The 21,432-nt window shown below is 44.0% G+C and carries 17 protein-coding genes; 9 read left to right on the top strand and 8 right to left on the bottom strand.

Going from position 1 to position 21,432, the window contains the following annotated elements:
* The first annotated feature begins 876 nt into the window (after positions 1-876).
* Both AC07M6_RS20215 and AC07M6_RS20210 read left to right on the top strand, forming a co-directional pair.
* Positions 877-1,803 carry an outer membrane protein assembly factor BamD gene (locus AC07M6_RS20215; RefSeq protein WP_494892588.1) on the top strand — a complete coding sequence of 309 codons (927 nt, stop codon included), beginning with the start codon at positions 877-879 and terminating at the stop codon, positions 1,801-1,803.
* A gap of 21 nt (positions 1,804-1,824) precedes the next feature.
* Positions 1,825-2,154, top strand: a complete 330-nt coding sequence (locus AC07M6_RS20210) for a DNA-directed RNA polymerase subunit omega (protein WP_494892586.1) — start codon at positions 1,825-1,827, stop codon at positions 2,152-2,154.
* Positions 2,155-2,557: 403 nt separating this feature from the next.
* Here AC07M6_RS20210 and galB read toward each other — a convergent pair whose 3' ends face one another.
* Positions 2,558-4,987 (bottom strand): beta-galactosidase GalB, encoded by a 2,430-nt coding sequence (gene galB, locus AC07M6_RS20205; protein WP_494892584.1) that lies wholly within the window; start codon positions 4,985-4,987, stop codon positions 2,558-2,560.
* Between the two features lie 86 nt (positions 4,988-5,073).
* Positions 5,074-7,368: a hypothetical protein gene (locus AC07M6_RS20200; protein ID WP_494892582.1), complete on the bottom strand. Its 2,295-nt coding sequence runs from the start codon at positions 7,366-7,368 to the stop codon at positions 5,074-5,076.
* Positions 7,369-7,597: 229 nt separating this feature from the next.
* Between AC07M6_RS20200 and msrA the strand changes: the two genes are divergently transcribed.
* The 5 genes from msrA to AC07M6_RS20175 all read left to right on the top strand — a co-directional run bounded on the left by msrA (position 7,598) and on the right by AC07M6_RS20175 (position 12,747).
* Positions 7,598-8,143, top strand: coding sequence for a peptide-methionine (S)-S-oxide reductase MsrA (msrA, locus tag AC07M6_RS20195; protein WP_494892580.1), 546 nt, complete (start codon positions 7,598-7,600; stop codon positions 8,141-8,143).
* A gap of 26 nt (positions 8,144-8,169) precedes the next feature.
* On the top strand, positions 8,170-8,376 hold the full coding sequence (locus AC07M6_RS20190) for a UPF0175 family protein (protein WP_494892578.1): 207 nt from the start codon (positions 8,170-8,172) through the stop codon (positions 8,374-8,376).
* 26 nt (positions 8,377-8,402) lie between these two features.
* A complete protein-coding gene (locus AC07M6_RS20185) occupies positions 8,403-9,200 on the top strand; it encodes a 5'-nucleotidase, lipoprotein e(P4) family (protein ID WP_494892576.1) in 798 nt (265 codons plus the stop codon).
* Between the two features lie 197 nt (positions 9,201-9,397).
* Positions 9,398-11,842, top strand: coding sequence for a bifunctional YncE family protein/alkaline phosphatase family protein (locus AC07M6_RS20180; protein ID WP_494892574.1), 2,445 nt, complete (start codon positions 9,398-9,400; stop codon positions 11,840-11,842).
* Between the two features lie 38 nt (positions 11,843-11,880).
* Entirely contained in the window at positions 11,881-12,747 is an 867-nt protein-coding gene (locus AC07M6_RS20175; protein WP_494892572.1) for an aldose 1-epimerase family protein, read from the top strand.
* A 91-nt stretch (positions 12,748-12,838) separates the two neighbouring features.
* Here AC07M6_RS20175 and AC07M6_RS20170 read toward each other — a convergent pair whose 3' ends face one another.
* From AC07M6_RS20170 to AC07M6_RS20150, 5 genes are all read right to left on the bottom strand, one after another.
* Positions 12,839-14,374 carry a S41 family peptidase gene (locus tag AC07M6_RS20170; protein WP_494892570.1) on the bottom strand — a complete coding sequence of 512 codons (1,536 nt, stop codon included), beginning with the start codon at positions 14,372-14,374 and terminating at the stop codon, positions 12,839-12,841.
* A gap of 148 nt (positions 14,375-14,522) precedes the next feature.
* Entirely contained in the window at positions 14,523-16,022 is a 1,500-nt protein-coding gene (locus AC07M6_RS20165; RefSeq protein WP_494892568.1) for a S41 family peptidase, read from the bottom strand.
* 56 nt (positions 16,023-16,078) lie between these two features.
* A complete protein-coding gene (locus AC07M6_RS20160) occupies positions 16,079-16,693 on the bottom strand; it encodes an HAD family hydrolase (protein WP_494892566.1) in 615 nt (204 codons plus the stop codon).
* A complete protein-coding gene (locus AC07M6_RS20155) occupies positions 16,680-16,991 on the bottom strand; it encodes a hypothetical protein (protein ID WP_494892564.1) in 312 nt (103 codons plus the stop codon). The genes AC07M6_RS20160 and AC07M6_RS20155 overlap by 14 nt, the downstream gene beginning before the upstream one ends.
* 1 nt (position 16,992) lies before the next feature.
* The gene (locus tag AC07M6_RS20150) at positions 16,993-17,649 is read right to left on the bottom strand and encodes an ABC transporter ATP-binding protein (protein WP_494892562.1); all 657 of its coding nucleotides are present in this window, start codon (positions 17,647-17,649) and stop codon (positions 16,993-16,995) included.
* Positions 17,650-17,848: 199 nt separating this feature from the next.
* On the opposite strand from AC07M6_RS20150, the gene sucC reads away from it, so the two are divergent.
* Positions 17,849-19,084 (top strand): ADP-forming succinate--CoA ligase subunit beta, encoded by a 1,236-nt coding sequence (sucC, locus tag AC07M6_RS20145; protein ID WP_494892594.1) that lies wholly within the window; start codon positions 17,849-17,851, stop codon positions 19,082-19,084.
* A gap of 157 nt (positions 19,085-19,241) precedes the next feature.
* Positions 19,242-20,411 (top strand): glycosyltransferase family 4 protein, encoded by a 1,170-nt coding sequence (locus tag AC07M6_RS20140; RefSeq protein WP_494892560.1) that lies wholly within the window; start codon positions 19,242-19,244, stop codon positions 20,409-20,411.
* A gap of 6 nt (positions 20,412-20,417) precedes the next feature.
* Here AC07M6_RS20140 and AC07M6_RS20135 read toward each other — a convergent pair whose 3' ends face one another.
* Entirely contained in the window at positions 20,418-21,245 is an 828-nt protein-coding gene (locus tag AC07M6_RS20135; protein ID WP_494892558.1) for a phosphatidylinositol-specific phospholipase C/glycerophosphodiester phosphodiesterase family protein, read from the bottom strand.
* Positions 21,246-21,432: the final 187 nt, after the last annotated feature.

Here is a 21,432-nt window from a genome sequence, read left to right as displayed (position 1 = left end):
TTTTTTGGGATGCTCCGTTTCGCCCTTTTCTCCTGCCCTTGCGGGTTTTTCTTTCGGCGTTTGCGGGCTGCAAAGGTATAAACCTTTTTCGATTCTGTGAAATTTATTTTAAACTTTTTTTTCGGCTTAAAACTTCATTTCTAATACCTCAGAGAACAATTCCGCTTCCTTATTTGCGGGCTGCAAAGGTATGCATCATTTTTGATTATGCAAACGTTTTACACCTTTATTGCTTATTGTATTTATAACACTTTGCAAATGAGGGGGAAAAATTGAGGGAAAGTCCGGAAGACGGGAAGTCCGGAAGTCCGAAAGAGGGATTACATAGGTATAAGCTATGTATTGTGGCTGAAAGATAGCAGCATCGCCTGATCAACCTAAACTCCGATTGGAGCGGAAAACCCGAAGCGTGGGTGGCCTGTGGGCAGGAAGCGAGGCTTTGCAGCGTAAAGCGGGGCTACAGGGGGCTATGGAATACTGTCCGTTCATTTTCAAATGATGATTTAGGATTAACCACAGTGGGCATGGAGGTTCAATAAAAGTCCGGAAGACGGAAAGACCGGAAGTCCGAAAGATAGGATACGTACCTATATATATGGGCGTACTTTCAACTATACGAAAGGGCACACTATTATATATACAATACCGTTACTATTTACACCTTATATATAGGTAGGTGTTTAACTAACGGCCTTGCGCCCTTTGTGCAATTGCTGACATGCTATTTTTGCGCCTTTGTGGTTAAACCATAAGGCCCTGCCCTACTGTTAAAAGATGTTAAAACGCATCTATATATATAAAGGAGCAATTTATACCTTATATATTAGTGCCAAATAAATAATTGACTGATTTGTATTAATCAACTATCTTTGCAAAATGTTTAAAAAACTAAGTCCCGTATTTTTAAGTCTGACGCTTGCCCTTGTGCTGATATTAGGAAGCTGTAAAAGCAAATATGAAAAGCTGAAGGCCAGTAACGATAATGCCAAGAAATACCAGGAAGCGATTAAGTTTTATAATAAAAAGGAATACAGTAAAGCACTGGAGTTATTTGACGATCTGGCGCCGCGTTATCGCGGGCGTGATGCTGCCGAGGACCTGTTTTATTACTATGCTTATACCAATTATAAGTTAAAGGATTATACATCGGCCAGGTACCAGTTTAAAAACTTTGCCGAAAACTATCAGAGCAGCGCGCGTGCCGAGGAATGCCGCTTTATGGCTGCTTATTGCTTTTACCTGGATTCGCCCAATTACACGCTCGATCAGGAGAATACAGGCAAGGCTATTGAAGCGCTGCAACTGTTTATTAATTTATACCCTAAAAGCGACCGTGTGGCCGAGGCCAGCAAGCTGATACAGGATTTGCGCGATAAGCTGGAAGAAAAATCGTACGCTAACGCTAAATTGTATTTAACTATTACAGATTATCAATCGGCCGTTATTGCTTTTAATAATTCGCTGCGCGATTTCCCGGACACTAAATATGCCGAGGAGATGGAGTTTTTAACTATTAAGGCGCAATATATGTATGCCAAAAACAGCAGCGAATTGAAACAGGAAGACCGTTACAATCAGGCTATCACCTATTACGATCAGTTTGTTGAAAAATATCCGGCCAGTAAATATTTAAAAGAAGCCGCAGGCTTAAAAAAGGATAGCGAAGATGGCATAAAAGATGTAAAGCGCTTTTTTGCTGAAGTTAACAACAATGCCAGGCTTGCCCGCAAACTGGCTAAAAAAGACACGGTTAAAGCGCAGCTACCATCTGAAAAACAGAACTCTCAAAAAATACCAAACTAATAATAGCAGAAAAGTAAAGATATGACACAAATTATTAATAAACCCGCCCCGGCCAGCAGCACTATCACCCGCGATTTGCGCGAGCTTGATGTGAAGACCGATAACATTTACGAGTCGATCGTTATTGTTTCTAAAAGGGCCAATCAAATTTCGAATAACATTAAGGAAGAGCTGCACCAGAAACTGTCTGAGTTTGCATCATCTAACGACAACCTGGAAGAAGTTTTTGAAAACCGCGAGCAGATTGAAATTTCAAAGCACTACGAGCGTTTACCTAAACCTACACTGGTTGCCATTCAGGAATTTTTAGAAGATAAGGTTTACTACCGTAACCCGGCTAAAGAGCAATAGTATACCCTCCCAAACCCTCCCCGAGGGAGAGGGCTTAAAAAATATAAAGCCGCTTTGTTTTTGCAACGCGGCTTTTTCTATGGTCTTGACCGTTGATTTTGGTGTGATTGGTTTGATTACGTTGAATGGGTTGGTTGTTTTAAAGGTTTGTAAATGAAAGCCAGTGTTTCATAGCGGGCGGTAGTCCCGCTATCCGTTGCAAGTCCTCACTGCGCTGCGCTTCGTTCCGGGCTTTCCACTGCTATCGGGTTTAGATTGAAGTGATTGGTGCTGTGTATCAAAAAGCATGTCATTGCGAGCGATATCGTGGCAATCTCGTAGCTTGTTAATCAAACTACGAGATTGCCACGTCGCTCTTACACACAATCCCCTGCCGCTCCTCGCAATGACATGCTTTGTGCCGTTATTTAGCCGTCAAGGTCAACACTGCCGGGGCCAAACCATCGGCGGTAGCGGTAAAGTTGATAGTGCCGGCTTTGGCGTTTGATTGTACGATAGCCAGGGCCAATCCGTGAAATGCTTTGCGATAGCTAACCTTAAACGGATCGTGACTTACCGGGTCACCATTATCTACACCGGCTATAAAGGCGTTGCCGTTTACTCTAAAATCAACCTTGTTATCGGCATTGGGTACGATATTGCCGTCTTTATCCAAAATCTTTACGGTAATAAATGACATATCCCGGCCATCAGCGCTGATGGTTTTCCTATCGGCAATCAATTCTATTTTGGCAGGTTTACCGGCAGTATGTATTTCGGTGGTTTTTACCGTTTTACCATCTTTGTAGGAGACCGCCTTTAAGGTGCCGGGCTGGTATGGCACCGCCCACGCGATGTGCAGATCATCGCCCTGCTTGGCTTTTTTACCTAAGGATTTACCGTTCAGGAAAAGCTCCACTTCATCGGCATGGTTATAGTAAGCCCAAACCTGTGTGGTTTTGCCGGTTTCCCAGTTCCAGTGCGGCAGCAGGTGCAACACGGTTTTGTTGGTCCACTCGCTTTGGTACATATAATAAACATCTTTAGGGAAGCCCGCCAAATCTATAATACCAAAATACGAACTGCGCGATGGCCAGCTATAAGGTGTAGGCTCGCCCAGGTAATCGAAGCCTGTCCAGATAAACATACCTGAAAGGAAATCGTATTTTTTGATCACCTTCCAGCTTTCTTCGTGGGTTGATCCCCATGGAGCCGAAACATTATCGTAAGCAGATACCGTATTATCTGCATTCATTTTTTTAGGATCTTTTGTTGGCCAGCGGCGTATGCTGTCGATATTCGCAGTCATATCATAATAGCCGCGGGTTTCCAGCGCCGAAGTTGTTTCTGACCCGATAAATATTTTGCCGGGGTAGCGGGAGTGAAATTTAGGATACTCCCTGAAATGATAGTTATAACCTACCAGATCAACCGCGCCCGATTTAATGATCTTATTAGTAGTATCGGGGTTATTGTTGGCCGTGCTGATAGGGCGCGAAACATCCAGGCTATGCACAATGGCCGCCAGTTCCTTTGCTATTTCGCCGCCGCTTGCCCTGCCCTGCTCGGGTATCTCGTTACCGATGCTCCACATAATTACGCTGGGGTGGTTACGGTCGCGCAGTATCTGGTCTTCCAGGTCGCGTTTGTGCCACTCGTTAAAAAATACGCTGTAATCATACTTTTCTTTAGCACGCTGCCAAACATCAAAAGCCTCGTCCATTACAATAAAGCCCATTTTATCGCATAGGTCAAGCAGTTCGTTTGATGGCGGGTTGTGCGATGTACGGATAGCATTGCAGCCCATATCCTTTAATATTTCCAGTTGCCTTTCGGTAGCGCGTACGTTTACGGCAGCGCCAAGGCTACCCAGATCGTGATGATCGCACACGCCCAGGATTTTGGTGGGCACACCATTCAGGGTAAAGCCTTTGTCTTCATCAAACTTAAAATAGCGAATGCCGAAATTGGTGGTATAAGTATCGGTTAATGTTTTACCGCTGTAAACTTTGGTAACGGCTTTATACAGGTAAGGCCTTACATCCGACCATAAATTAGGCGTTGCTACCTTTAATTGCTGATTAGCTGTCGCCAGGGTATCGCTCACTTTTACATTACTGCTAACCGTACTGATTACCTTACCTTTTGCATCGCTGATGGCAGTGGTTAGGGTTACCTGCTGCGCGGCGCCGGTATTATTGCGCACTTTTAATTGCAGTTTAATGGCGGCCTGGCTTTTGCTTACCTGTGGCGTAGTCAGGAAAGTTCCCCAATGGTCTATAGCTACTTTATTGGTGGTAACCAGGTACACATTGCGGTAAATACCCGAGCCCGAATACCAGCGCGAGTTGGGCTGACTGGAGTTATCAACCTTTACGGCAATAACGTTGGCCGCGCCGTATTTCAAATAGGGTGTTAACTCGTACCTGAAAGAGATATAGCCATTGGGCCTGAAACCTAAATGGTGCCCGTTGATCCATACATCGCTTTTTTGGTATACGCCATCAAAATCAATATATACCTGTTTGCTTTTTGATGCAGCTGGAACGGTAAACGTTTTACGATACCAGCCAATACCACCCGGCAAAGCGCCGCCTTCGGGGGTAGCGGGATGATCCTTGCTAAACTCGCCTTCAATACTCCAATCGTGCGGAAGGGTAAGCTGGCGCCAGCTGTTATCGGCAAGGGTTTCATTCTGTCCGTTAGTAACATCGCCCAGGTGAAAACGCCAGCCAGAGTCAAAATCCGCAACCGAACGGGGCTGTTGTGCCCGGCCCTGTATAGCAAACAACAAGAAAAACAAAACAAGCGGCAATGATCTGCCTCTTTTAGAAAAAGCCTGATGTAGTATCATTTAATTAATTTTAGGATGATGTAATATGATAAACTAAGGTAATAACAAAAACTGTATAAAACACACTTATACTTAGATTAGCCTATTTACGGCACCTTTTTTTGTACGATAAAACTATCTTCGCCATACACAACATCTTCATTTGTAATACCTTGTACTACTATCCTGAATTTGCCTGTAATATCACTGGTATAAAAAGAAAGATCGATCTCTTTTTCTGAATTAAGGGAGATGCCGTGTTTCCAGCAAATGGTAGAAAGGTAATCCGGTTCGGTTGGGTTGCTGAATTTATAATCGGCCCCGTAAAACTCTTTAGCCATATTAACCCCGGTAAAGGATAACATACCGGCTTGCGCCGGTTGGTCTGCGCATCCGTAATACTGGATACGCCCCAGGCCAGGCACATTAACCATCTCGCCATTTATGGGTGCCCTGTTTCCCGGGTCGCTCGTATGGTTGGGGCAGTTAAGAATATTGTAACGGCAAACATAATCGCCGCAGGCATTGGAATTGGCACCAAAGCCATGCCTGAACCTATCGTTAGTTGCCCTTATTTTTACTTCCTTTAAATTAGTTGCATGTTCAAAGCCCTTTAAAACAAATTCGTTAGTACTTTGAGTTATCGGTTCTTCAAATATCACCGGTTCAACATCTTTAGCCAGGGTTTTATTTACAGCCAGGTATGGGTCTGTTACCTGTATTTCATATTGGTCGCTTTTACCACTTACTATTAAATTCGCCTTCCTGTCGGCCTGTGTATATACATCAGCATTATTTAAAACAAAACCTCCTTTGCTATCGCTGCTTAACATATTTATACCTAATGAATCCTTCATCAGTGCTAATTGTACCGGTTTTTTAAGCCTGCTGCCAAACCGGGTTATACTACCGCTAAACAAAAGGCTGTCTTTCATCTTAAGCGTATCAGCTGCTGATGCCTGCATTAATTCGGGCCACTTGTATTTGCTCCAGCCGCGTACCAGCAGCAATTCGTTCAAATACATGCGGTCAACTTCGCTACTGCCCAGCAGGTCATCCTTTAAAGGCAGGTTGTCCAGTTCGCTTTGCAGGTAAACATAATGCTCAATATTATTATCATTGGCCACCAGGTAACGGTTATCCTGCACACAAGCTACAGATACCACACCTTTTGCCGGCTGACCGTTACTCCCGTTCAATTTAAGTTTGATATTTACCTTTTGCCTTGTACCCGGCACTTTATTGTCCATAGTAATAGTTACACGTGGTTTTTGATCGTAATGGGCAAAAAACAACCGCTCGGCGCAGGGACGGTTCAGGCTATCGAGTACGGTTATGGTATTTAATCCGCGTGGTATGGTTGACAGGTCTATTTTTACATTGCGCCCTTTCGGCGATGCATCAAACATCGTAGCCGAATAAATTTGCAGATAATTATGTACCACTACAGTAGTTTTGCCCGGATACCTGGTCAGCAATTGCAGTTTCAGCGTATCCTTAACCAGGGCATCGGGGATCCGCATCACCACGCCCGAATTTAAGGCGGCTGGCAAAGCATAAACATCACCAGTGCCGGTATCCAGTAGTTTTGCAGTATAGTTAGTATGTGGGGCCGGTTCTATATAAAACATGCCCATCCCAAAACTGTCGGTCTCTATGGTATCTATTACAACGCTGCCGGCATATAACAAACCCTGTGTTTTAATAGCTGTACCACCCGGCATTTTAACTTCCCAGCCCACCCTGTTTTGCATGCCTGCTATTAAATGGCCGCCCTCGGGGTAAAACTTCACATCGGTAGTTTTCTTTTTTATGGGGATATCCAGGTGCAGGGTTTTGGTTTCGCTGCCCGATTTTACCTGCACTTCTAAATTATGCTGTGCCGTGGTAATCCGGTCCTTAGGTATCATCAGCGTATAGCTGCCTATTACATTTGTTTTTGCCTTGCCGGATAACCGGGTTTTCTGATCTTTCCCCAGGTAGTAATTAATTAAGGCACCATCCAATGGGGCGCTTTTAGCAGCGGCCTTTAGCAGTACACGTACATTGGCGGGGTCTTTATACAGCGTATCCAAAACCAGTTCGACATTAAACGCCGCGTCGGTAGCTGTTTTAAGGGTAACGGGTTGCATAAAGCATACCTCGGGCTTGCCATTGACGAGGCAGTTGGTGTATGCAACAAAGCTGTAATGACCGGGCGGCACACTATCCGGAACGGTTAAATTGCCGTAAGCCAGGCCAACATGCATTACAAATTTACCTTGTACCGCAATTTTTTGATCGTTATTGTTTACTAAAGCTGCTGATAAAACCTGGTGCCCGGTGATATTTTTTATATTGACACCTAAAAGATAAGCGGAGAACCACATGACATCGTTATTTACATACACGGTTTTATCCATGTGTACAAACATCAGGGGCCCTGCTTTTTTAACGCGATAGTACGATGCATGCTTTACAAGGTTATCTATTATATTATTATCTGTTTGAGCGCGGGCTGAAACCATAAAAGCGCACAGCAACCATATAATTGCGATACATCGGCAAAACTTAAAGATCATATAAAAGTAATTATCGGGTTAAGGCAGGCCTGTAATTAACCAATATAATAATTTGTGGTTAATTTAGCATATGAATATTCAAAAAGCAACTTTTGGTAACGGATGTTTTTGGTGCACCGAAGCCATTTTCCAAACCCTTAAAGGCGTAATATCAGTAGCATCGGGTTATACAGGCGGCCATACGGTAAACCCCACCTATATGGAAATATGCAATGGCGATACCGGCCATGCAGAAGTTATTGACATTGAGTTTGATGCAGACGTGATTTCTTTTGATGAGCTACTGCTGGTATTTTTTAAAACCCATAACCCAACCACCTTAAACCGCCAGGGTAATGATGTGGGTACGCAATACCGATCTGCCGTGTTTTACCACAGTGATGAACAAAAACAGCAGGCCGAACAAATGATTAATACATTAACCGCCGAAAAGGTATTTGATATACCCATTGTAACCGAAGTTACACCGGCATCGGCATTTTATAAAGCCGAAGATTACCACCAGAACTATTACAACGATAATACATTGAAACCTTATTGCATGGTAGTGATACAGCCTAAGCTGAATAAATTCGCCAAGGAATTTGTGGAGAAAATTAAACCCGAATTGTTGTAATTATCAAAAATTGTTTACATTCGGTTATGCAAACTTTGAATATTAACTTACCGGATGGTGCGAAAATATCCGAAAAGGATGTTTTGACCGCCGTAGCCACCAGGCTATACGATACCGGGAAGGTCACCATTGAACAGGCTGCAAACATGGCCGGCTATGATCTATCGGCGTTTATTGAGGAATTAATGGCACAAAGTTTACAGGAAAGCTCGGCCGTAGTTTATCATTATTAAGCGGGCATTCCCGTCACTCCATCACCATGAAAATTAAATCCCCTATCTGCGCAGCATTGCTTTGCCTTGCATTAAATACGTTTGCACAAAATCCAAACTTATCAACAGTTAACGCCGGCAAGGTATGGGCATCCTTGTACCAGCAACGCGCCGCCGAGTATAAGGCCCTGTGTTTCCAGGCTTATAATATAGCACGCCTACGTGTTGACGCCGCTATAAAGCATAAAGGCAGTAAACCCCTGGCCATAGTAACCGATATTGACGAAACCTTATTGGATAACAGTCCTGAAGATGCCCGCGCGGCCATTAACAACCAGGATTTTGACACCAAGGCCTGGAAAAAATGGACTGCCCAGGGTATTGCCGATACGGTACCGGGCGCCCCTTCGTTTTTTAAATATGCCGCTGCAAAAGGTGTTAAAATATTTTATATCACCAACCGCGATGAGGATGAACGCGCCGGAACCCTGAAAAACCTGCAGCTATATCATTTACCCAATGCCGATGACGCGCACCTGTTGCTAAAAACCACATCATCCAGCAAGGAAAGCCGCAGGCAGCAGGTATTAAAAAAGTACAACATTATACTGCTTTGCGGCGATAACCTGGCCGATTTTGATCTATTGTACGATAACCACCCCAGCGAACAAAACCGTGATGCCGCCACCCAAAAACTACGGAAACAATTTGGTAACAAATATATCGTACTGCCCAATCCATCCTATGGTGATTTTGAAGGCGCGTTGTTTAAGTTTAACTATAAATTATCGCCGGCCCAAAAGGATTCGGTGATCCGGTCGGTTATTAAACTCGACCATGATTAAAGGATTTCAGGACGGACAGGATCTTAATACCATCGTGTAAACTCGACCATGATTAAAGGATTTCAGGACGGACAGGATCTTAATACCATCGTGTAAACCTTTCAATCCTGTAATCATGGTCTTAAATCATGGTTAAGTTTCTGTTAAGTCCCTTTTCCCTCACGACAATTTCTTAGCTTTGACTCACTATCTGACTGATGATGAAAAACTTTAATTATGCTTTGCTGGTTTTTGCCTGCTCTATTCAGCTTTGCGCTGCACAAACACCCGGTAAAATAGCCAATACCAACCAGGTATTACTACCCAACGGCTGGAAATTAAGTCCGGCGGGCCATGCTTCACTGCCGCTTGGAGACCTGCCCCTGAATATCCAATTGTCTTCGTCCGGCAAACTAATGGCGGTAACCAATAACGGACAAAGCACCCAATCTGTACAGTTAATTGATGCCCGTAACCAAAAAATTCTGGATACCAAAATCATTGATAAATCATGGTATGGCCTGGCTATCAGTAATGATGAAAAAACGCTGTATGCATCGGGCGGCAATAATAATTGTATTGTGGTTTATCCTATCCGCGATAATAAATTGGGCACAGCGGATACCATCCGCTTAGGCAATCCCTGGCCTAAAAATAAAATATGCACTACCGGGATGGCGATAACCCGGGATAACAGCATTTTATATACTGTTACCAAAGAAGACAATACCCTTTATACCATCGATCCGGCTACAAAAACCGTTATCAGTAAAACTAAACTGGCCGCCGAAGCTTATAGCTGCCTGCTATCGCCCGACGAAAAAACGCTTTACATATCCCTTTGGGGCGGCGAAGAAGTGGCTATTTATAATACCGTATCAAAAAAACTGGAAGGCCATATTAAAGCAGGCAACCACCCTAATGAGTTATTGCTGAATAAAAAAGCAACCCTGCTGTTTGTAGCCAATGCCAACGATAACAGTGTATCCATTATCAGCACTAAAAACAGCAAAGTGCTGGAAACAGTTTCTACCGCGCTGTATCCTACAAAACTGACAGGCTCAACCAGTAACGGACTGGCGCTATCGCCAAACGAGAAGACCCTATATATTGCCAATGCCGATAATAACTGCCTGGCCGTATTTGATATCAGCACCCCGGGCAGCAGCCGAAGCATGGGCTTTATCCCCGTTGGCTGGTACCCAACCAACGTAAAAACGCTGGGCAGCCAAATCATTGTTTCAAACGGCAAGGGCTTTACTTCTATGGCCAATCCTAACGGGCCACAACCGGTAAGGAAAACCGATAATAGTGGTCACCATATTGGATCTACCAACAGCCGCGAGCAATACATTGGGGGCCTGTTTAAAGGCACCATGTCGTTTATCGATGCGCCCAATGCCGATCAGTTGAAAGTATACACCAAACAGGTATACGCCAACACCCTGTTCACAAACGACAAAGCTGACTTAGCCGATGGCCTTGCCGGCAACCCCATCCCGCGCAAGGTGGGCGATAAATCGCCTATCAAACATGTGTTTTATGTGATTAAGGAAAACCGTACCTACGACCAGGTTTTGGGGGATATGAAGCAGGGTAACGGCGATAGCGCATTATGTATCTTCCCGCGGAAAGTAACCCCTAACCTGCATGCCATAGCATCCGACTATGTATTGGCCGATAATTTTTATGTAGATGCTGAAGTAAGCTGCGATGGCCATAACTGGAGCATGGCTGCTTACGCTACCGATTTTATTGAAAAAACATGGCCTACCAGCTATGGTGGCCGCGGTGGGAATTATGACGGCGAAGGTACACGCAAAATTGGTGACCCCAAGGATGGTTACATTTGGGATTATTGTAAACGCGCCGGTGTGAGCTACCGTAGTTACGGAGAGTTTGCAGAAAATGGCAAACCAAACATTAAATCGTTGCAGGGCCATGTATGTGTAAAATCCCCGGGGTTTACGCTGGATATCAAAGATCAGCTGCGCGAAGAAATATGGGAACATGATTTTGACTCCTTGTTAAAAATAAATGCTGTACCCCAGTTTAATACCGTGCGCTTAGGGAACGATCATACCAGCGGGCAAAAGAAAGGTAAAATTTCTCCTATAGCCGCTGTTGCGGATAACGACCTGGCCGTTGGCCGGTTTATCGAACACCTGTCGCATAGCCCTATCTGGAAAGAATCGGTAGTATTTATCCTGGAAGATGATGCCCAAAACGGCCCCGATCATGTGGATGCCCACCGTTCGCCGGTTTATGTGATTGGCCCCTACGTTAAACGCAAGGCTGTGGTGCATGGCATGTATTCTACATCGGGTGTATTGCGCACCATGGAGCTAATTTTAGGCTTGCCGCCGATGAGCCAGTATGATGCCGCCGCTATGCCGTTATTCGAATGTTTTACTAACACACCTGATTTTACGCCATTTACCGCTAAGCCCGCCGAGGTTGATTTAGAGCAACGCAATGTGGCCGTAAACGAAAGCAGCCGCCGGTCGGAGTTGTGGAATTTTGCTAAAGAAGATTCGGCGCCTGATATTGACCTGAACGAGGTGATCTGGAAGTATGTAAAAGGTGAAGATGCCATTATGCCTGCCCCAAAACGCAGCGCTTTTGTGATATTGGAAAAGAAAAAGAAACTTGATGATGATTAAAATGTTAGTATTTGATATATTGGCACAAACCTTCATTTATGATTATTATTGAGAATGAATTCCTGAAAGCCGCTATTGATACTAAAGGCGCGCAACTATCATCATTAATTAACAAAACTACCGGTGTTGAACTGATGTGGCAGGCAGGTGAAGCCTGGCCATGGCATTCGCCCAACCTGTTCCCGGTTATTGGCTCGTTGATCAATAACCAAATTATTGTAGATGGTAAACCTTACGAAATAACACAAAGGCATGGCTTTGCCCGGTACTCGGAGTTTTTATTGATCGAGGCTGACAGCAACCATGCTAAACTTTCGCTCCCCTACAGCGAAAAAACACTGGCCATTTATCCTTATAAATTCGACCTGCATATTATATATGATCTGATCGATAATTCCCTGCGGGTAACCTTTAAAGTGATAAACCGCGATGACAAAACCGTTTACTTCTCGGTGGGCGGGCACCCCGCGTTTAACGTGCCTTTTCACCCGGGTGAAAGCTACGACGATTACTACCTGGAATTTGAAACCGAAGAGCCCATGGTAGAACACCTGATATCGCCCGAGGGCTTTTTTAGCGGCGAAACCAAACCGGCAAAGCTGGATGGCAAAAACCTGCAATTAACCCACGATCTGTTTATTAACGACGCGCTGGTTTTTAAAAACATGAAATCGCGCCAGGTAACCATCAAAAGCCACAAGCACGATGAAAGCATTTCGGTGCAGTTCCCGCATTTTAATTACCTGGGGATATGGGCCAAAACCGGCGCCGACTTTGTATGTATTGAACCCTGGCTGGGCCATGCCGACAAGGCTGGTGCGCCTGTTGAGTTTAAGCAAAAAGAAGGTATACAAAAAGTAGAGCACGGGCACGTATTTGATGCCAGCTATTATATTAGTATATAAAGGCATCCTGATAGGATAGGAAACCATAAAAAAAGAGGCCGTATCATGTATTTTGATACGGCCTCTTTTTTTATGAATTGGTTTTTTACGTTTACTTCAATATATGCCTCTGCATAATCATACCGTTAAACTCCTTACTGCTTAATTTTTGATAAATAGCATCGGTTGTCAGTTTTGTACTGCCGGTTTCGGTGCTTTGAATCTGCAGATCGGTTGAGGTTAAGTAAACCCCGTTTTTAGCATAATTTATGGCCTGCGCCAATAGTTTTTCTGTGGGGTCGCCAAAATCTTTGGTTACATCATCACTAATTAGTTTACCCGGATAATCTGTACTTCCCGGTGTCATACCGGCATAATACCCGCCCTGCCCCGATGAATTTTTAGTTTCAAACTCGGGGATATACATTTGGTATTTGTTAATCTCGATATCAAAAAAGCCTACAGGTTTTCCGTAAGTGGTCCTGCCAATCATCTGTACATTCATATACGGGCGCAGGTTATTAATAGTTAGTTCACTGGCCGACGCGGTTGCGCTTGTTACAATAAAAAACACTCTGTTAATGTTCAGCGTCCCTTTTTTAGAGAATTTTTCGGTATTGGCGGCCAAAGAATAATCTATCTGGCTATAGTTGTAAACCTGCCCGGTTGTAGCATCCTTACGTACCTGGTTTTTCAGCAGCTTTTCGGCATTAGCCATCAGCGTAGGGTTATAATAAGCCGCATACATGGTAGAACCACTAACCGAGGTTGGGGCAATCAGGTTGCTCAGGTACTCGGCTGTTTCTACATACCCCCCACCGTTATAACGCAGATCAACCGCCAAATCGGTAACCCCGGCTGTTACAAACGCGCTAAATGCAGCATCCAGCGCTGCTTGTGTGCTGCTTAGCGTTACAAAGCTGTTAAATACAATATACCCTAATTTTTTACCGCCGCCCAAATCTATCACCTTAGAGGTAATTACCGGGTTTATTTTATACGTAGCCGTGTTTAATGTAACGGTGAAGGTTGTAGCATCCGGCTTTTTCAGGATCATGGTAATGGTGCTGCTATTACTGTAAGCGTTTAATAAAAACGTAAGGTTTGCACTTACATTACCATCCAGATCGGTACGCCCGTTTATACTGGTGATCTGGTATCCGCGTTTTATCCCGGCCAAATCTGCAGGCGAGCCTGGATAAACATACTTTACATATACATTAACATTCCCGGTGTATGAATCGTAAAATGGCGCAAAACCAAAATCGCCTGTAACCGCATTTAACTTTCCCGATGCTGTGCCATCATCAATAAACGAATATTTGGCAGTACCCGGACTTGCCGAATAATACTCGTAAGGCAAGCTGGTTGAGGGGTTGATCTTATACTGGGATAATTTATTCACCTCGGCCTGCAAAGCAGCCAGGTCTGTTGAACCGGTAAACGAGCGGGGATTAAAAGTAGCATAATCAGGCAGGCCATCGTACCAATAGTAATCTTCCTTGGCATACAGGTAAACAGAATCGCGCATTAAATCTAAAGCTGAAGCTGTGGTGACAGGCGGAGTTGGGGTTTCGTCTGGTTTGCTTTTTGAACATGCTGCAAACATCATCACTAATACACCTGCAACAAACAGTATTTTTTTCATTTTAATCGGGGTTAGTTCACTATATACGTTATAACCGGCATATTAGTGTTTACCATGTAAATTTATTAATAATATTTTTTTGATATAAAAAATATAAAGGCTAAGGAAATACCTTAGCCTTTATACCCATATATCTTATATCGGGACTTTATTTTTTAATCCTTAGGCCTTTATCCATTATCATCCCGTTAAATTCTTCCTGCCCAACGTTACGATTAACAACTGGCTGACCATCAGAACTTTGTATTTTTAAAGCGGTACCATACGTACCGGTTTTAACATAATTTAAGGCATGTGCCAATAGGCCCTCAGTAGCGTCCCCAAAATCCTTTGTCAGGTCATCCTTATCATTATAGCCCGGATAATCGGTACTTCCGGGATTCATACCCGTATAATAGCCACCCTGGTTGGCCGAATTTTTGGTTTCAAACTCGGGTACATATAGTTGGTAGCTATTGATATTGATCGCAAAAAAACCAACAGGTTTACCGTAAGTATTAGTCCCTATTAACTTAACATCCATTTGCGATCGCAGGTTATTGATAGCCAGTTCGCTTGCCGAGGCGGTTGAACCTGATACGATAAAAAATACCCGGCTGATATTTAATGTACCTTTTTTGGAGAAATTCTCTGCATTGGCCGCTACCGAATAATCAATTTGCCCATAGTTATATAATACATTATTTGCATCGCGGAAAAACTGTTTCTTCAGCAATTGTTCCTGCCCGCTTTGTAGTGTAGCATTAAAAAAGGTATTATACATTAAAGTGTTATTCTTAGCCGTTGGAACGATGAGGTTAGACAGATATTCGGCTGTAGATACATAACCGCCACCATTGTAACGCAGATCAACCACCAAATCGGTAATACCTGCAGATGTAAAACTGGTAAAGGCTTCATCCAGCTTAGCCTGCGCGTTAGCAGGAGCAGTAAAGGTGTTAAATACAATATAACCTACCTTTTTCCCGGTGCCTGTATCAAATGTTTTATACAGCAATACCGGGTTAACTGTATAAGTAGCCGACGTTAACGATGCTGTATAAGTGGTATTATCGCCACGTTTTAAAGTAAGGTTAATGGGAGTGGTGCCCAACGCGTTAATCACAAAGTTATAATCGGCAGTTACATTAAGATCCAGCCCGGTGCGGCCGTTTATACCGGTTATCTGTTCGCCGCGGTGCAAACCGGCAATACCGGCTGACGAACCTGCATATACATATCTTACCCTAAAATCGGTAGCGCTGATAGCTGTTATAGCAAAACCAAAATCAACCTTGGTACCGCCCAGCGCGGTGCTGGTTTGGCCGTTATCAATAAACGAGTATTTGGCCACACCGGGGCTGCTGGCCACATATTCATAAGGCAGGCTGGTTGCCGGGTTAATTTTAAATTGCGAAAGCAGGTTAACTTCGGCTGTAACAGTAGCCAGATCGGTGCTGCCATTGATATTGCGTGGCTTAAAAGTAGCATAATCAGGTATGCCATCCGACCAATAGTACACCTCTTTAGTGTACAAATAGATCGAGTCCCTGATCAGGTCGAGTGTTGAACCTGGTGCATCCGGGCTATCCGGATCAACCTTATGTTTTTTACAGGCACCAAAAACACCTGTTAGCAAGATCAAAGCGAAGTAAAATATTCTTTTCATATTCAATACTTTATATAAACATACTTTAAACGTAATAAAACAACGAGAAGTTGCTTTTATAAAGATATGAACTCCTGAGCATAAATAAAATCTATTCCGCAAGCTTGCGCGCAAAGTACATCAGCGTCGTCATCCCCGGCCATTACTATCTCGCGGCGCTGCAATTGATGGTCGCTGATCAGTTTATAAATCATATCCGGTTCGGGCTTGGGGGCTACTTCATCAGCAAAATAGCATACCAGGTATTTCTCAAGCCCATGCCACTCTACCTGTTTCAGTTTATTCAGCTGCTGTTCGGGGTCGCCATTGGTTACAATGAACAGCTTTTTCCGGTCGATCACAATCTCCTGCATCAGCTTCAGCATATCGGCATACAGCAGTAATTTTAAAGGCAATTCGGCTTTTTTATGCAGGTGCTCAAAGTTGAAACGATATTTTTCGTCCAGTTTAAATTTTTCCTGCACCCGGTTAAAAACAGCATCGCTTCCCTCCTCCTCAAATGTTTTCACCATCAGGTTCAGCAATACTTTGGCATCCAGCAGTTCGGTATACTCTAAAAAGCCGGCAAACAGGTAATACACCTGGTACAGGTAATCCTTTTGGGGATAAAGCACATTATCCAGTTCAAATATAAAAGCGGTTTTACGCGGGTCTATATCACTGTATTTCATCAGCTGATGATAAAATGGTTATTCCGTATTCGTTAAATAAAAGCGCGGCTTCGTTTAGCAGGTCAAACTCGACCGGTTGCAGGGCATAAATAATCGCTATTTGATTATCCAAGCTTAAGGTCAGCATTTTATGCGCGTACGATGGATCGGCCGGCGCAGGTAACACAACCATATTTCCGGCTTTCAGCATCAGGACAGGCAGTTCGGCATAATCGCCCAGCACAACGTCATTCCCGGCTAACTTATTTTTCAGCTGGTAGGCTATCCCCGATGCAGCGCTTGTGATTAATATTTTCAACTTATATGGCAGTAATTAAACCATCCTTCATCGTGATCTTACGGTCAGACAAGTCGGACAGGTCTTCGTTATGGGTAACTATTACAAAGGTTTGGTCAAACTCCTTGCGCAGTTTAATAAACAGTTCGTGCAAATCGCGGGCATTGGCCGAGTCGAGGTTACCTGATGGCTCATCGGCGAAGATCAGGTCGGGTTTATTGATCAGCGCGCGGGCCACAGCCACACGCTGCTGCTCGCCGCCCGAAAGCTGCCCGGGCTTATGGCTTGCCCTATCGCTTAGTCCCAGCATATCCAATAATTCCATGGCCCGTTTTTCGGCCGCAGCCTTTGGTGTGCCTGCTATAAAGGCGGGGATACATACATTCTCTACCGCGTTAAATTCGGCCAATAAATGATGAAACTGGAAGATAAAGCCAATTTTACGGTTACGGAAATTGCTGAGGTCGGTGCTGTTGAGTTTACTGATCTCGTGCCCCTGGAAAAAAATATGCCCTGCATCGGGTTTATCCAGCGTACCTAAAATATTCAGCAGCGAGCTTTTGCCCGCGCCGGATGCACCTACAATGGCTACTATCTCGCCTTTTTTCACTTCAAGATCAACCCCTTTTAAAATATGCAGGTTACCGTATGATTTATGGATAGCTGTTGCTTTAAGCATGGGGTAAAGGTAGGGGTTTTGGTTTAATTGCCGTCGAATTTAACCACAAAGGACACAAAGAAATATCATACTAACTAACACAAAGGGCACAAAGGTTTTATCATTTATATCAACACATAGCTTGGTGTACTTTGTGGTTCTCTCTTTGTGTACTTTGTGGTTAAATTATCACGCAATAATTTCAACATCTTTAACTGCCATCTCCCACAAAAATTGTAGATTTACCGCAAATTCTTCAAAACACATGAATATTCACGAATACCAGGGTAAAGAAATATTAAAAAGTTTTGGCGTTAGGATACAGGAAGGCATTTTAGCCAACACACCTGACGAGGCTGTTGAAGCTGCTAAAAAACTGAAAGCTGATTACAATTCGGATTGGGTAGTTATTAAGGCACAGGTACATGCCGGTGGCCGTGGTAAAGGCGGTGGTGTTAAGCTGGCCAAAAACCTTGACGAAGTTAGGGAACGCGCAAGCAATATCATTGGCATGCAACTGATAACCCCGCAAACCAGCGCCGAAGGCAAGAAGGTACACAAAGTACTGGTTGCCCAGGATGTTTACTATCCCGGCGAAACCCCTACCAAAGAATTTTACATCAGCGTATTGCTGGATCGTGCCAAAGGCCGCAACATTGTGATGTACAGCACCGAAGGCGGTATGGACATTGAAGAGGTCGCCGAGCATACCCCGCACCTGATATTTAAAGAAGAAATTGACCCTAAAGTTGGTTTACAGCCTTTCCAGGCGCGCAAGATTGCCTTTAACTTAGGCGTATCGGGCGATGCTTTTAAGGAGATGGTGAAATTTGTAACCGCTTTATATAAAGCTTATGTTGCTACCGACTCATCTATGTTTGAGATTAACCCGGTATTGAAAACATCAGACAATAAAATATTAGCCGTTGATGCCAAAGTTGATCTGGACGATAACGCTTTATACCGCCACCCGGACTATGCCGCTATGCGCGATACACTGGAAGAAGACCCAACCGAGGTTGAAGCCAGTAAATCGAACCTGAACTATGTAAAGCTTGACGGTAACGTTGGCTGTATGGTGAACGGCGCGGGCTTAGCCATGGCTACCATGGATATTATTAAAATTGCCGGTGGCGAACCTGCTAACTTTTTAGACGTAGGCGGTACCGCCAATGCGCAAACTGTTAAAGCCGGTTTCAACATCATCCTTTCGGACCCTAACGTGAAGGCTATCCTGATCAATATCTTTGGTGGTATTGTACGTTGCGACCGTGTAGCACAGGGCGTTATTGATGCTTACCATGAAATTGGCAACATCCCCGTACCTATCATTGTCCGTTTACAAGGCACCAACGCTAAGGAAGCGAAAGAACTGATAGATAACTCGGGCCTGAAAGTATTCTCGGCTATATTGCTGAAAGAAGCGGCAGAGCGCGTTAAGGAAGTTTTGGCCTAATCGGGTCATTGAGTCATTAGGTCATTGAGTCATTTTTGACTACGATATCAAAAAGGGAGCGGTTGCTCCCTTTTTGTTTTTGTGTTGATGATAAACACAATATTAACTTAATCTGCAAATTACACGGGCGGCTTAGCTTTGCAATAGCTTACCGGCCATGAAAAAGATAAAAGTTGCCTTTTTTGCAGAAATACTGATTGAAGAGCATGATGGCGCTACCCGTACGATGTTCCAACTGATCAGGCGGATAATGCCGGAACAATTTGAGTTCATGTTTTTTTGCGGCGTTAGCTCCGGCGGGTTAAATGGCTTTGAATGTGTACATGTGCCTACACTTACCCTTCCCATTAATGCTACTTATAAAATGGCTGTCCCTGCCCTCGTGCAAAAAAGCCTGAAAGAAAAAATAGACCGCTTTAACCCCGATGTAGTGCATATTGCCACGCCATCGCTTTTGGGCGAGTTTGCCATTAAATACGCGCGCCAGTACGGCCTGCCTGTTATTTCCATCTATCATACGCACTTCCTGTCTTACATTGATTATTACCTGAAAAAAACACCCTTTTTGATAGATTTTGTGAAAGCAAAAATGGTAATAGGCCAGCGCAAGTTTTATAACCAGTGCGATGTGGTTTATGTACCGGCCGAAAGTATTGCGGCCGAGTTAGCGGAAATAGGGATTGATAACAGCAGGTTGAAAATATGGAAACGCGGTATCGATACCGGCTTATTTTCGCCAGGTAAAAAGGATAAATACCGGATGCAGCAAATAACCGGCAATAATAACCCGGTTATACTATTTGCCAGCAGGTTGGTGTGGGAGAAAAACCTGGAAACCTTGTTTAATATTTATGATGTATTAAAAGGCAAACATCAGCCATTTAACCTGGTAATAGCCGGCGATGGTACAGCCCGGAAGGCCTGCGAAACCCGTATGCCTGATGCGGTATTTCTTGGTAAAATACCTCATGAACAGTTATCGGTACTGTATGCCTCGGCTGATGTTTTTGTATTTCCGTCGGTATCCGAAACCTATGGTAACGTGGTTTTAGAAGCGATGGCATCGGGCCTGCCCTGTGTAATTGCCGATGGCGGAGGTTCAAAAGATTTTATAACACAGGGGATTAACGGTTTTAAATGCGCCCCTTATACCGCAGCCTGCTACGTGGAAAAAATTGAACAGCTTATCCACAACCCGCCATTACACCGGGAAATGGTTAGTAAGGGCTTACAATACAGCAGCGCTTTTGGCTGGGAACAATTGGCCGGCGTTTATTTTGACGACCTGCAACTCCTGGCAGGTTACCAAACTTATAGCCTGGCCTGAGGGAATTTAATTTACATTGCTGGCCCAGGTTGTATTCAAAAAGTTTTTAAGGTCGGCCAGGCGGTCGGTGTTGATCAGGTCTACCCCACAGCGCAATAATTCGGCCCATACCACCCTGTTCTCGGGCGACGACCATAGCCTTACTTTTTTACCGTACCTGTGTGCTAATTTAATATAGGCGCATAGTTTTTGCCGTTCGGCAGTGGGCATCTCCCCTTGGCCATCCCATTTTAAAAACGAATTATAGTTACAGCTTGTCATGGGGTAAACCGCAGTGCCTAAACTATCCCTGTCCATACGCCGCAGGTCTTCATCAATAAATACCATGCGGCTGGCTTCCTGTTTAACCATGCGCAAGGGTTTGCGGCCTGATAGCACAATAGTTACCGCCCTTTGCACAAACCGTCCGTTTTCATAGCTTGATAATATGGATTTGTATTTATCCAGCAAAGGCTTTAAGGCTTCGTAAGTACTGTTGGCGCCGGTTTTAATATCAATCATTAAAGTAACAGGGGCATCGGTGTTTACATAAGGCTGCCTTTTACTGTTAACCTGCTCAAACAAGGGTTGCAGGTATAGTTTCTCCAATGTTCGGCCGCCTTTAAAAAAGGGAAATACATGCGCTACTACCAACTGCCCGTCTACCAAAAAAATATCTGCTTCTATATATCTGAAACCGTTTTCCAGCGCGTCGAACAAGGGGCGTTTGTGCCAGTAATCGTTGTGGGCAAAGCCGTTGTGCAGGGGAATGGATTGGGGATAAGCGGGTAGCTGATTGAAGATCAGAAAAAGCAGTGTTGCAAGGAGTTTTATATTAAAGTTTGCCGTTCGCATTTTAACTAAAATCACTAAACTTTCCTGCCGTAAAGGTAGCCTGCTGCTATGTTCACACTTTTAAGCAAATGTTAAGTTTTACTTAAATTAAGGCTGCTTAACATTAACAAATCCGTCCTGTGCAAACATCAAAAGCCGCATGCTGTTATCATCTTGTGTAATATGTCGGCAAATTGTAATCTTTAAT

The organism is Mucilaginibacter sp. GW821-FHT07H05 (genome assembly GCF_059418485.1).
This window is presented reverse-complemented; position numbering and strand designations above follow the sequence as displayed.